Annotated in this window: 13 protein-coding genes; 9 read left to right on the forward strand and 4 right to left on the reverse strand. The window is 42.5% G+C overall.

The window, feature by feature from the left end:
- Positions 1 to 1296, forward strand: a complete 1296-nt coding sequence (locus HRQ91_RS02220; RefSeq protein WP_246473257.1) for an L-cysteine desulfidase family protein — start codon at positions 1 to 3, stop codon at positions 1294 to 1296.
- Positions 1297 to 1325: 29 nt separating this feature from the next.
- On the opposite strand, the gene HRQ91_RS02225 is transcribed toward HRQ91_RS02220, so the two are convergent.
- From HRQ91_RS02225 to HRQ91_RS02235, 3 genes are all read right to left on the reverse strand, one after another.
- Complete coding sequence (locus HRQ91_RS02225) at positions 1326 to 2069, reverse strand: SDR family NAD(P)-dependent oxidoreductase (protein WP_210120060.1); 744 nt, start codon at positions 2067 to 2069, stop codon at positions 1326 to 1328.
- 246 nt (positions 2070 to 2315) lie between these two features.
- Positions 2316 to 2756, reverse strand: coding sequence for a Dps family protein (locus HRQ91_RS02230; RefSeq protein WP_210120061.1), 441 nt, complete (start codon positions 2754 to 2756; stop codon positions 2316 to 2318).
- A 248-nt stretch (positions 2757 to 3004) separates the two neighbouring features.
- A complete protein-coding gene (locus tag HRQ91_RS02235; RefSeq protein ID WP_210120062.1) occupies positions 3005 to 3883 on the reverse strand; it encodes an AraC family transcriptional regulator in 879 nt (292 codons plus the stop codon).
- A 96-nt stretch (positions 3884 to 3979) separates the two neighbouring features.
- On the opposite strand from HRQ91_RS02235, the gene HRQ91_RS02240 reads away from it, so the two are divergent.
- The 3 genes from HRQ91_RS02240 (at position 3980) to HRQ91_RS02250 (ending at position 6045) form a co-directional block, all read left to right on the forward strand.
- On the forward strand, positions 3980 to 4426 hold the full coding sequence (locus HRQ91_RS02240) for an acyl carrier protein (RefSeq protein ID WP_210120063.1): 447 nt from the start codon (positions 3980 to 3982) through the stop codon (positions 4424 to 4426).
- 61 nt (positions 4427 to 4487) lie between these two features.
- Positions 4488 to 5639 (forward strand): aminotransferase class V-fold PLP-dependent enzyme, encoded by a 1152-nt coding sequence (locus HRQ91_RS02245; protein WP_210120064.1) that lies wholly within the window; start codon positions 4488 to 4490, stop codon positions 5637 to 5639.
- Position 5640: 1 nt separating this feature from the next.
- Positions 5641 to 6045, forward strand: coding sequence for a SufE family protein (locus HRQ91_RS02250; RefSeq protein ID WP_210120065.1), 405 nt, complete (start codon positions 5641 to 5643; stop codon positions 6043 to 6045).
- A gap of 37 nt (positions 6046 to 6082) precedes the next feature.
- On the opposite strand, the gene HRQ91_RS02255 is transcribed toward HRQ91_RS02250, so the two are convergent.
- Positions 6083 to 7258 carry an ATP-binding protein gene (locus HRQ91_RS02255; protein ID WP_210120066.1) on the reverse strand — a complete coding sequence of 392 codons (1176 nt, stop codon included), beginning with the start codon at positions 7256 to 7258 and terminating at the stop codon, positions 6083 to 6085.
- 405 nt (positions 7259 to 7663) lie between these two features.
- Between HRQ91_RS02255 and HRQ91_RS02260 the strand changes: the two genes are divergently transcribed.
- The 5 genes from HRQ91_RS02260 (at position 7664) to HRQ91_RS02280 (ending at position 12477) form a co-directional block, all read left to right on the forward strand.
- Positions 7664 to 9112 (forward strand): hypothetical protein, encoded by a 1449-nt coding sequence (locus HRQ91_RS02260; RefSeq protein ID WP_210120067.1) that lies wholly within the window; start codon positions 7664 to 7666, stop codon positions 9110 to 9112.
- A 42-nt stretch (positions 9113 to 9154) separates the two neighbouring features.
- The gene (locus HRQ91_RS02265; protein ID WP_210120068.1) at positions 9155 to 10150 is read left to right on the forward strand and encodes a C4-dicarboxylate TRAP transporter substrate-binding protein; all 996 of its coding nucleotides are present in this window, start codon (positions 9155 to 9157) and stop codon (positions 10148 to 10150) included.
- A 141-nt stretch (positions 10151 to 10291) separates the two neighbouring features.
- Positions 10292 to 10810, forward strand: a complete 519-nt coding sequence (locus HRQ91_RS02270) for a TRAP transporter small permease (RefSeq protein WP_210120069.1) — start codon at positions 10292 to 10294, stop codon at positions 10808 to 10810.
- Between the two features lie 32 nt (positions 10811 to 10842).
- Positions 10843 to 12126, forward strand: coding sequence for a TRAP transporter large permease (locus HRQ91_RS02275; protein WP_210120070.1), 1284 nt, complete (start codon positions 10843 to 10845; stop codon positions 12124 to 12126).
- Between the two features lie 138 nt (positions 12127 to 12264).
- Positions 12265 to 12477 (forward strand): type II toxin-antitoxin system VapB family antitoxin, encoded by a 213-nt coding sequence (locus tag HRQ91_RS02280; RefSeq protein ID WP_210120071.1) that lies wholly within the window; start codon positions 12265 to 12267, stop codon positions 12475 to 12477.
- Positions 12478 to 12624: the final 147 nt, after the last annotated feature.

Consider the following 12624-nt stretch of genomic DNA (forward strand, 5'->3'; position numbering starts at 1 on the left):
ATGATCAATGATGAAAAGCGAAGAATGATTTCGGATTTGCTAAAACAGGAAATGATTCTGGCTATGGGGTGCACCGAACCGGCAGCCTGTGCTTTAGCCGGAGCTAAGGCGGCCGAATTGTTGGATGGCAGGCCTGTAAAAATCGAAATCTATACAACCCGTGATATTTTGAAGAATGCTATGGGAGTACACATTCCCGGTTTTGATAAAAAAGGAGTAAAAGCTGCCGTTTGCTTGGGAATTGCAGTCGCTGATGTTTCTGAGGGACTGGATATCCTTTCAACCGTTTCGCCCGTGCAAAAACAGTATGCATCCGGTTTAAATCCGGACTTGGAATTAATTCAAAGCAATCTGCCCTTGTATATTAAGGTTGTCCTTTCAAACGAAAAGCATTCTTCCGTTGCCGTTATAAGCGGATCGCATACAAGTTTTTCACATATTGAAAAAGACGGTGTTGTGTTGAAAGATAAAGCGGTTGATTCAATCGGACATAAAATTGATCCTGATCAAGTTGAAAAACTTACTTTATCGGATATCGTTACTTATTCAAAAAACATGCCTAAAGAAATAGAGATTTTGCTTGAAAAGGCCATTGACGTCAATATGAAGATTGCCGAGCAATCTTTGAATGAAGAATACGGACTTTCCGTAGGTAAAACTTTGATGAAGGAATTACCGCCTTATCCTAAAACTTTGCAGGATGCTTATAATTTAGGCGCCGCCTTAGCTGCCGGCGGAAGCGATGCAAGGATGGCGGGATGTCAGCTTCCGGTTATGATAAACAGCGGCAGTGGAAACCAAGGAATGACTCTTTCCATTCCGATTGCCGTTGTTGCCAAGTACCTGAAAAAGTCTCAGAGGGATACAGCGCAAGCTTTATGCATTGCCGAGCTGGTAGGCTTAATGCTTTCTGCAAAAAAAGGGCGGCTTTCGGCTCAATGCGGCGCGTTCACGGCCGCTATCGGAACCGGTTGCGGATTGGCTTTTCTCCAAGGCGGAACTAAAAAAGTCATGGAAAGAGTTGTTGATAATATGATCGGAAATTTAACGGGCATTGTATGTGACGGCGCAAAAATGACCTGTGCGCTTAAAATTTATTCTTGTTTGCAAAGCGCTTTTTTATCAATCAAATTAGCTTTTGCGGGTCTTTCTCCCGACGCCGAATGCGGAATAATTGGAAACGATATGGAGAACTCTGTAGACAACCTCTCGTATATTACTCATGACGGCATGGAACAAGTAGACAAAAATATTTTAGATATCATGCTGAACAAGGAAAAATGCGCCTCAAAATAAAAACTTTTTTGAAGTTTCCAAGCTGATATCTAGTTGTCCAAATATGTTCCGCCGTTAATGTCTATAAGTTCGCCTGTTATATAGCTTGATTCTTCACTGGATAAAAAGTATATGACGTTTGCAATTTCATCGGGACGGCCGAAGCGACCAAGCGGTATTGTCTTCATTGTGTTGGATCGTTGTTCTTCCGTGTACTTTTGTAAAATTTCCGTATCGACCATTCCCGGTGCAATGGCATTCACGTTGATATTATAAGGGGCTAATTCTTTAGCAAGAGTTCTGGTCAAAGAAATAACGCCGGCCTTGGAAGCTGAATAAGCTGCTCCTGAATTTATACCGCCGTTTTTGCCTGCGAGAGATGAAACATTAACGATCTTTCCATGCTTTTGGGCTTCAAAGGTCGGAATAACGGCTCTGCATAGGTAAAACATCCCGAAAAGATTGACTTTAAAGGTCTTCTCCCATTCATCATCGCTCATATCTTTAATCTTACCCGTCTGTACGATACCGGCGCAATTTACCAGCACGTCAATATGCTTTACTTTTTTAAGTATTGCGGCCGTCATATCATTCACGGCATGACTGTCGCTGATGTCGCAGCCATATATGAGGATCTGCTCTTTGTTGTAATCACCGTTTAAGTAAACTTTTTCTAATTTTTCTTTGTTGATGTCAACAACGGCCGCTTGATAGTCTTCTTTTAAGAATCTTTCTGCCGTAGCTTTTCCTATTCCTTGCGCCGCCCCTGTTATGATTGCCAGTTTTCTATACATATTGAACCTTCTTTGTATTTAATTTTAACTTCGAGTTTGATAAAAGTCAAAATTTCCCAACCATTTAGTGTGTCAACTGAATGGCGAGATTTGAAAACGAAATGTTCAAGGCAAGGTTCTTGTTGCGTGCCGTTTGGAGCGTTATATTTACGGAATTTTTCTCAAAAAGTTAGATCGCGGCCTTTGACGGCGGGTTATTCGCTTTTGAGCAGTCGAAAACGCTTAACCCGCACTGAAAAAAGTTTATCAGCTGTTATACGCTTTTAACATCCACGCCAATTTTTGATATTCTTTTGTGTAACCGTTGAACATATCCGCAGTAACGGCATCGCCCTCTTTTTCAGCAAGGTCTACGATTTCTTTCGAATCTTTGATCCAATAGTCGGTGTCGGAAACGAGAGCGCGGATAGTCTGTTCGGTAGACTTGGGACCGTCCTCCAATTCTTTTATCGTCGCTATTGACAGAGCTTTTTTCATATTAGAAACGGGATTTCCGCCGAGCGCGAGAATGCGTTCCGCAACTTCATCGAGAATGTCGCTTGTTTCGTCATAAAGCTCTTCAAGTTTCGCATGTAGGGTAAAAAACGCGTTTCCCTTTAAGTTCCAATGCAGGTTATGTTTTTTTACATAATCGATCATCTGATTTGCAAGATACAGATTTAATTTTGTTTCCAATTCCTTTGTCATATAAACCTCGTATTAAAAATGTTATATTTCCTCGCGATTACAAAAAATTGCAGGACATCAATCGTATTTAAAATAATAAAAAAATATGACGATCGTCAACAATAAAATTCGTTATGCGTATGCCGCGGATACCTTCATAGCCCGTCGGAGTATCGGAGCGGCCGTTTGGCATTTTATGCCGGTTTTGCAAACACGAGTATGATAAGCTTTCCGCCCGATCGGCAAACCGGGCGTTTAGTGAGCGCCTTTTACGCATCTGTAGTTCTGTTTAATATCGCATACTGTTTGGGCGACAGTTCCGTGTGCTGTTTGAATATTCTGGTAAAATGTGACAATGTATTGTAGCCTACCGCCGCGCACACGCTGTCGACGGGCATATTGTTTGCAAGAAGCTCTTTTGCCTTCATGATCCGGCAGTTTATTATGTATTGATTCGGAGAAAAACCCGTTACTTTTTTGAAAAGATCGCACAGAGTATGCTTGTTGGTTCCCACATACTTTGCGAGGCTGTCGAGCGACAGTTCCGATTCGAGATTCGTATGAATGTAGGTTATGAGCGAATATATCTTTTTGTAGTCGGGCAATATGGTCGTAGGCAGAATATTGTGATATGAGCGATATAACCGATTTATATATATGAGCAGCTCTCCAATTAAAAATTTACTGTTTAAATCTTTGCCGTACGATTCTTCTTTTTCCGTGTCGACGGTGTTGATAATTTTTTCCATCATGGCGACGATGTTTTCCGCTGATCCGCTGTTAAGTTCTAGTATTTGCGAATCGGGAAAAGGTCTGAAAAAAAAGCATTCAAGCAGATTTGTTACGGGGGAGGACAACGCATCGATGTATTCCGGTTTGAAAAATAAAACGTACCGGTCGTATTGGCCTTCCGCATCCAACGTTATTAAATGAAGGTCCGTATTATTTAAAAGGACAATCGTATCTGCGGCTATGCGATAGGATTTTTCATCGATATTGCATACGGCGTTTCTTGACCGTATAAATAAAATTTCAAACACATCATGAATATGAAATCGATGCTTCTCCGGGCTGAACGTAGTTTTATGCTTTAACAGGAAGTCTTCACTGAATGATTCATAGTAAAGATGATAATCTTTTCTTTCCATATCATTCGCATATTATTGTACTGTCGTTTTCTTGAAATGTAAACAAATATTACCGAAACGCAAAAAAATGCGGGTATTTTGTATTATACTTTATCTATGATTGACAAAGAGTATATTCGCACCTATATGGCTTTTGACGCGCATGCCGAAAAAATTATGTCCAAGCTGTTGTCGTCAACATGCGATATCGATTCTTTTAAAATTTATATAAAACAATATCTTCTTGCCAAATTTATGCTCGATTCGAATACGGACGAAGAAAACATATACGCGCTTTCGGTGATGAGCATTAGGGCCTCTTTGGCGGATAAGTCCGAAGCCAATTTGACAAGCGTCGATTTACGTATAGGCAAATACGATTGCCATCACACAAATTCCGCCGTTCAAAAAAAAGTATTTTTTATGATGAATCTTGAAAAAAAATTGGGAATACGGCTGAACGACGATGCGGCGTCCGAAGTGGAAACGGTTTCGGATTTAGTCGCTCTTCTGTATCCCGAATATGTAAGGCGGACGAGCGACAAGGAGGCGTCATACGATTGATATAACAAGTATCAGAAAGGATTTCCCGCTTATAGACTCCGGCGATCGAAATTTTATCTATTTGGACAATGCCGCAACCACGCAAAAGCCGCGTTCGGTTATTCACGCTATAAGCAAATACTATGAAACTGAAAACGCAAATATACACCGCGGCGCCTATGCGCTCAGCAGGCGCTCTACCGAATTATATGAAAATTCACGGCGTATCGTAAAGGAGTTTATCGGGGCAAAGGATGACTGTGAAATCATATTTACAAAGAACACAACCGAATCGATCAATATCGTAGCGCGAGCATTTTGCGACGCTTTTCTTAAGTCGGGCGGAAACATCATAACTACGGAACTGGAACATCATTCCAATTATCTGCCGTGGCTTGCCGCCTGCCGCAGAAAATCCGCAGAATTCCGTGTTTTGCCCGTTACCGAAGACGGCCTTTTGGATATTTCCCCTCTTGAGCGTATGATCGATAAAGGAACTGCGCTTGTCGCGGTGACGGGAGCGTCTAACGGAAGCGGAGTTTTAACGCCGCTGGATACCCTTATAAAGATTGCGCACGCACACGGCGTGCCGGTGCTTGTGGACGGCGCTCAGCTTGCGCCGCACGCCGATATGGACGTATACGACTTGGATTGCGATTTTTTTGTTTTTTCTTCACATAAGGTTTACGGGCCTAACGGAATGGGCGTTTTATACGGAAAAAAGATGTGGCTTGACAAAATGCTTCCCGACGCATACGGCGGAGATATGGTGAACCGTGTCGGAAAGGATTTTGACTCTTCAAGCTGGCAGCCGTTGCCGGCTAAATTTGAAGCCGGAACACAGGACGTAGGAGGCGCCGTAGGTTTTGCGGCCGCTTTACAGTACATAAGAGAGCACGGTGCCTCGCGGCTTCACGAGTATGAGAGAAGTCTCACGGATTATGCTCTAAAACGTTTAAACCGTATCGAAGGAATAAATGTTATTGCAAAAAACAGTCCGCGCGTGCCTCTCATTTCTTTTGTCAGTTCGGCTGTGAGTCCTTATGACTTAAGTATGCTTTTATCCGCCCGCGGAATTGCAAGCCGCTGCGGGGAAATGTGCGCGCAACCGCTTATGAAAAAGCTCGGGCTTGTAAGCGGACTTGCCCGCATATCGATCGCTTTTTACAATACTGAAGAGGAGATTGCGCGTTTTTGCGATGTCATAGAAGAAATTCAAGCGCGCTATATTTGATATGGACACTATGGATGAAGCCGCAGCAAAAGCGATAAAGGGATTCCACGCATTTGAAGATTCTTTCGGCAGATACGATTATCTTATGCATATCGCGCTGTCGAAACCTAAAGAAAAAAGCGTCGATCTTCATGACGACAGAAACCTCATACAGGGATGTCAATCAAAGCTCTGGGTGCGGTGCGGATTAAAGAACAATCGTCTGACGATCGAATACGACAGCGAATCTCTGATAATTTTAGGATTTGCGCGAATTATTGCGGAAGTTTGCGCCGGTAGGACTACTGAAGAAATCGCTTCTTTTGATTTTGCCACATTTAAAAAAATAGAAAACGATAACGAATTGCTCTCTAAAGAAAGAAGAAACGGCCTTAACGGCATGATAGAGCGTATACGGAAAGTTTAACTTCTGCAGCAACTGTTTCAGCGAACCTGCAACGGCTCTACCATAGCATTGCGAGCAGCCAAAGAGGAATCGCTTTGTCGACGGGATAGTCCGTTCCATCTCTGATAACATAGTCCGACTGTTTGATAGTTTTATTTTTTCCTCCGATTTCTATCGGAAATCTTTCATTTGTGTATGCCCGGCCTATAATGAAGTCTCCGAATGTCTCATTTTTTGACGCATCTACTTTGTATCCGGCCTCACTTAGAATCATTGTTGCAAATGCTTCTCTTCTTGAACCTTCGTTGCCGTTCAGTACCGAATATAGGCACGGGTCGGACAAGAATATTTTGGCTCCTGAGCTTTTTGCCTTGTTGTCATTTTCATATCTGATTATTCTGATTATTCCCACTGCTTCCATAACATTTAGAAGCTGATAAAGCTTATCTGCGCTCAATGCCCAGTCCGAGCATAGTGACCTTACCTGAATTCTCGGTATTGCAGAATATGCAAGAGTTCCCACTACGGATGACATGAGTCTTATGTTATTTGCCGTAATCTGCGGAACAAAGAAGGGGACGTCGCTGCTCATGGTTTTATCCAAGAGTGCCAACGCTTTTTCACTGTAATTGCCTTCCTTATAAAAAGGTCTTGTTCCCATTTCTTTGTATGTGTTGAATAGCTGTAGAATATCCGATGAGGGTTTTACTGGAATTTGCGTGCTTGCGAACTTGTATTTATCGTACGATGCGCCCATTTCAAGGAAGAGAAATTCTCTAAAGGACATTAACGGCATGTTGATTCTTACGAAACGGCGTGAAAGATCCGCATTCCCCTGCCTCAAAATGAGCGACGAGGAGTCGGATGCCCATATTGATCTGTCCGGAAAATCATCCGACAGCGCTTTCAGGTGCAGGCTCCAATCTTTTGCAAAGTGGACTTCATCTACTATGACGCCGTCATATCCTTTAAGAAATATGTATGATACGCAGTCATACAATTGCTCTGCGGAAACGATTGGATTATCTGCGGAAAGATAAAGTATCCTTTTTTCCGATTTGACGGCATGATGCAGAAGGAAGGTTGTTTTACCTGTACCTCTAAGACCCGTGAGAATAGCTGTCCGGGGCAATACTCCATATTCCGTTGTGAATGGCCGGAGATTTGAAGGGATACTGTCGATTTTTCTGTTCATCGCGGCGGCAATGCGCTGAATTAGATTTTCATTCATCATGACTATAATTTTATATTAATTTTGTTCTTTTTGAAAGAACAAAAATCAGCTTTTGTTCTTTCAAAAAGAAGATTTCGGCCGTTTTGTTCGTTTCCGATAGACACTTTGTATCGATTTAGGGATTGTACGATCCATGTTGACTTATTCGGATCTAGCGCATTTTTATAGTATTGCATGATAGAGCGCATACGAAAAGTTAAAAATTTCTCATAAAATTCATGAAACGCAAAGTTTTAAAACGAAAAACGATAAAAATAATAAAAAACCGGTGTTAAACTTTTGTAAAAGCAACGTGATAAAAGGCGCCTCCCGAAGTCGCGACGGTACTGAAGTCGGGAAATAAAAAAACGCCGAAACGTTTTTATCTTATAAGAGACTTGCGATTCCTTTGCGGGGGAGAAGATTATGAAATATGCTGCGGATGTGAAAGTAAATATCAAACCCATATTCAGCAATATGGTTCACAGCGACGTATGGGAAGGTCCGTGCAGGGTAGGCCTTCCCGAAGAGCTTGAACCGTCCTATGAAATACGGACGGGCAAAGAGCAATTTAAAGTGTGGAAGAAAGAACTGGAAGACAATCTATGCTCATATGCGTCAATTCTTCCTCCTGTTTACATTGAATTTGACGAGAGTTTTGCCGTATCAGATTCGGAATTTGCAAAATTGGAGCAAGACGCAGCCGATGTGGATCTGTTTTTGATTACGTACCGAGTCCCCGGTCTTGAACGCTTCGGCAAACCCATATCTATGATAAATCTCGGTCCCACTCCCGTCGACATTGTCGCCTTTTACAGAGACATCGGTCTTGACGCTTATATGGCTCATGATTACGAGGAATTTAACGAACTTATTAAGATGCTCCATGTAAAAAAAGCGATCGCCAATACGAAGATGCTAGTTCTTTCCGCAACCGAACAGGTGCCCGCCAGCGTTAACAGCAGCATTCCCGATATGTTCGGACTGTTCCAGCGTTACGGATTAAGGAATAACCGCGTCGCTTTTAGAAATGTGTTTGATATCATGGAAAAACTGGAAGTTACCGACGAAATGGAAAAACTTGCCGATAAACTTATATCCGGTTCGAAAAAAACAGGATTAAAACGCGAATGGATTTTGCAGGATATCAAATATTATTATTCCGTGCGCGCCTTTATGGAAAAATACGGCTGTAATGCGTTTACTACCGCATGCAAGGAATTGTGCGCTTCGCGTTATCCCATGCGCAATAAATGTACTCCCTGTCTCACACATTCGCTTTTAAAAGACGATAGAATTCCTTCGGCATGTGAAGAAGACATAAACGCTTTGCTTGCAGAAATGATTTTTATGTATTTGACGGAAAAATCCGTCTTTATGGGAAATCCCGTATTGGTAAAAAAAGGCTCAAAAACGGTGGCACAGCTTGGAATGCCCAAGCTTTTGTTCGATCCCACGCAGGTTTTCGACGAAGATGTACTTGAAATTCATCATGCCGTTCCGGGCATTATGATGGAAGGTTATGATCAAAGCCCTATGAACTATGAACTGGGACATTTTACTTACGAAGGCTGGGGAAGTAAAATCCAAGTGGATATGTCCAAGGCAAAGACAAAAACCGTAACGTTCGGGCGCTTTAACCGCAGGGGAACGGGAATGCTCGTCGCAACCGGAGAAATACTCGGGTGTGAATTTAAAGAAACGTATTGCAGTCCCGTCGTCTATTACAGGGTAAAAGGCGGCGCTCGGGAATTTCGTCAGGCGCTTGCAAACGGCTGTTACGGTCATCATCTTGCAGTCGTTTACGGCGATTACACTTCCGAAATCCGTAAACTCGGCTCTATTGTAGGATTTAAAGTCGAGGTATTCGGATAGTATAAACTTGTGAGATATTTCTCAAAAAGGGGGAATGTAAATATGAAAAAAATGTTTACTGTCGTAATGATGATTGCGGCTATGGCGGCTGTCAACGCAGCGGGTTCTAAAGACAAGGCTACAGGCGGAAAGGCTTCGTATGTTTTAAAACTCAGCTATGTTCAAAACGAAGAAGACCCGTTGACCAAGGGGCTTTACAAACTGGCGGAAAGTATCAAAACCGCAACAAAGGGAGACTTTGAAATTCAAGTATTCCCGAGCGGCCTTTTAGGCGATACGGCCGATGTAGTAGAGCAAGTTAAAACCGGTTCGAACATCGGACTTCTTACCGACGCCGGAAGGTTTTCCGGAAATCTTATAGAGATCGGCATTTTGGACGCTCCCTACCTCTTTGATACGTATGAAGAAGGAAATAAAATCGTACAGTCCGATTTGTTTAAAAGCTGGACGGATCGATTGCAAAAGGACGGATACAGAGTGTGTTCGTTCAACTGGTATCAGGGAGCCAGAAATTTCATCACCAATAAACCTATCAAATCTATGGCGGATCTCAAAGGATTAAAAATACGCACGGGGTCTTCTCCCGTTTGGCAGGCGACAGTCGATGCGTTCGGATGTAAGCCCACATCTCTTGCACAAGGTGAAGTCTATTCCGCAATTCAGCAAAAGGTCGTTGACGGCGCGGAGCAGCAGGACATGGCCACCTACGGTTTAAAATTGTATGAAGTGACAAAGTACATCACGCGCACGCAGCATTTTCAGCTGATGACCGGCTTGGTCGTAAGCGAATCGTGGTTTCAAAAGCTTCCGGAATCATACCGCAAACTCTTAATCGAAGAGAGTATCAAGGCGGGCGAATACGCTTCCAACCTAACCATGCAAAACATAAAACGCGCCGATGCGGAAATGGTGAAAGCGGGCACTGTCATAAATGAAATAGATCTTGCCGAATTCAAAGCGGCCGGTAATAAGGTGTATGCAAAATTCAGCGGTTTTGCAGACATCAAAAAACAGATCGACAAGATTATCGGAAAGTAGAATTTGTTAGGTACGGCGGCTGTTTAGACGGCAGCCGTCGTTTTGTTCGATTCATCGGGCGGCAAAACACGGTGGGCAGGTGTTGCTTAAGCTCGAAACTTCGCGCTTACTCGCTCGTTGCGACAGTTTTTAGGTTGTGTTATGCGAAAAAACAGAATAAAGGATCTATATGCGATCGTCGTCAAAGCGGAACAGTATGTGAGCCGGACGATTTTATTTTTTATCATAGGTTTGACCTTTGCCGCCGCTATGTCGCGGGCTTTTAATTTTCCGTTGCCGTGGTCTATAGACATCATTTTGCTGCTCTTTTGCTGGTTTGCATTCTGCGCCGCCAGCCAGGCTACCAGACGAAAAGCAAATCTCGGCGTCGATATTTTAATCAGACATTTTCCTAAAAAAGTGCGAGATGTTATCGATCTTATAAATAAATTGTTGATAACGGCTTTTTTGATAATTATGGGATTCGGTTCGCTTAAATTATCCGTAACAAACGTAAAAAGGCTCATTACATCTTTAAATATCAGTTATTCCTTTATCACTTCGGCTCTCTTTGTTGGATGTACCCTCATGGTTGTTTCGGAAATTATTCAAATCGTGGAAAAAATTAGGATCATGTGCGGAAAAGCTTCGGAAGAGGATTTCGAAAGCGCTGCGGAATAATTAATGCTTTACGGTGAGGGGATAGAGAAATTATGACTGTGATTATTGTGCTTTTTGTCGTACTGCTTTTGATGGGCATGCCGATTGCTTTTGTGATCGGGATTTCTTCTCTCGTTTTTTTTCTCGGCAAGCCGGATCTCGCGCTGGGTATAGCCGCACAAAAAATGGTCAGTTCGACACAATCGTTTACGTTCCTTGCCGTTCCGTTTTTTTTAACGGCAGGCAATATTATGAACGCTTCAGGAATCACCGAGCGGCTTGTAAAATTTGCAAAGACGCTGACAGGGCATATGAGGGGCGGGCTTGCTCAGGTAAGCGTTATCTTAAGCGCCTTAATGGGCGGCATTTCGGGAAGCGCCGTCGCCGACGCTTCTATGGAAGCCAGATTTCTCGGCCCATCCATGATTAAGGCGGGGTATTCAAAAGGATTTGTCGCTTCGGTGCTCTCATACGGCGGGCTCATAACCGCTACGATTCCGCCGAGTTTGGGTTTGATCGTTTTCGGATTTGTAGGAGACGTTTCCGTAGGCAGATTGTTTGTCGCCGGCATCGTTCCCGGATTACTTATGACTGCGATTCTTATGATTCCTACTCACGTCATTTCAAAAAAGAGAAATTACAGGGTTGAAAACAAGAGGCCTCCGCACGCAGGTGAAGTTTTTAAAGCTCTGCAGGAAAGTTTTTGGGCATTGCTTTTTCCCCTCATATTGATCGTAGGAATACGCTTCGGTTTTTTTACCACTTCCGAAGCCGGCGCCTTTGCCATTGTTTACGCGATGTTCGTAGGAAAATTCATCTACAAAGATTTGACGCTAAAAAAGCTGATTGGCGTCATCGATACCAGCGTTACCGACAACGGCGTAATCCTGCTCATAATTACGGCCGCAGGCATTTTCGGCTTTGTTTCTGCGTACAGCGGTATGCCCGCCGCAATCGCAAAGGTGATTACAGGCATTACTACAAACAAATATGTGCTTTTGATTTTAATAACCGTCTTTCTCTTATTTATGGGAATGGTTATGGAATCTACTGTAAACTGTTTGATTTTTACTCCGATTTTTCTTCCGATTCTTAAGTCGGTCGGAGTCGATCCTGTTCATTTCGGTATCATAATGATGACGCTTGTCACGATGGGATGCATGACGCCTCCGGTAGGCACTGCGATGTATTCCGTATGTCAAATTCTCGACTGCCCCACTGAAGAATATATGAAAGAGGGCATGCCGTATATAATTGCAATTTTGGGAGAAGTAATATTGCTTGTATTCATTCCGCAAATATGTTTGTTTTTGCCGAATATCGTATTCGGAAAATAAGGAATATTGCGGAGGTTTATCCGCCGTTTCTGTAAGAAATTTTTCGAACAGTATATTAAAGAATTTAAAAAGCGATAATGTGTTCCCTTGATGTGCCGACATATGTGTATTATCATGTGTATAAAGAGGTGTGTTGTTATGAGAACCAATATTGTCTTAAACGATGCGCTTATGGAAGAAGCTTTTAGATATTCTACTGCTGTCCGAACAAAAAAAGAATTGATAGAAACCGCTCTAAAAGAATATGTCCAAAATCGAAAAAGAAAAGATTTGCGAGACTTAAAGGGTAAGGTGTTTTTTTTGGAAGATTACGATTATAAAGAAATGCAGACAAAAAGGCGTAACAATTAAAAGTACGATAGATTTTTTGATAGCGGAAACGGCGATAGAAAACGATTTATATTTACTGCATAACGATAGTGATTTTATAAATATGGCTAAGGTGATAAAAGAATTAAAATTATACCGTTAATTAAAACTTCGCCTAAAAATCGACCG

Source organism: Treponema parvum, from assembly GCF_017893965.1.
GTDB classification, from domain to species: Bacteria; Spirochaetota; Spirochaetia; order Treponematales; family Treponemataceae; genus Treponema_D; species Treponema_D parvum.

Bases quoted from the DNA above. Each gene is read 5' to 3' on its own strand.
- HRQ91_RS02220 (WP_246473257.1), top strand. From the start codon at position 1: ATGATCAATGATGAAAAGCGAAGAATGATTTCGGATTTGCTAAAACAG.
- HRQ91_RS02225 (WP_210120060.1), bottom strand. From the start codon at position 2,069: ATGTATAGAAAACTGGCAATCATAACAGGGGCGGCGCAAGGAATAGGA.
- HRQ91_RS02230 (WP_210120061.1), bottom strand. From the start codon at position 2,756: ATGACAAAGGAATTGGAAACAAAATTAAATCTGTATCTTGCAAATCAG.
- HRQ91_RS02235 (WP_210120062.1), bottom strand. From the start codon at position 3,883: ATGGAAAGAAAAGATTATCATCTTTACTATGAATCATTCAGTGAAGAC.
- HRQ91_RS02240 (WP_210120063.1), top strand. From the start codon at position 3,980: ATGATTGACAAAGAGTATATTCGCACCTATATGGCTTTTGACGCGCAT.
- HRQ91_RS02250 (WP_210120065.1), top strand. From the start codon at position 5,641: ATGGACACTATGGATGAAGCCGCAGCAAAAGCGATAAAGGGATTCCAC.
- HRQ91_RS02255 (WP_210120066.1), bottom strand. From the start codon at position 7,258: ATGATGAATGAAAATCTAATTCAGCGCATTGCCGCCGCGATGAACAGA.
- HRQ91_RS02260 (WP_210120067.1), top strand. From the start codon at position 7,664: ATGAAATATGCTGCGGATGTGAAAGTAAATATCAAACCCATATTCAGC.
- HRQ91_RS02265 (WP_210120068.1), top strand. From the start codon at position 9,155: ATGAAAAAAATGTTTACTGTCGTAATGATGATTGCGGCTATGGCGGCT.
- HRQ91_RS02270 (WP_210120069.1), top strand. From the start codon at position 10,292: ATGCGAAAAAACAGAATAAAGGATCTATATGCGATCGTCGTCAAAGCG.
- HRQ91_RS02275 (WP_210120070.1), top strand. From the start codon at position 10,843: ATGACTGTGATTATTGTGCTTTTTGTCGTACTGCTTTTGATGGGCATG.
- HRQ91_RS02280 (WP_210120071.1), top strand. From the start codon at position 12,265: ATGAGAACCAATATTGTCTTAAACGATGCGCTTATGGAAGAAGCTTTT.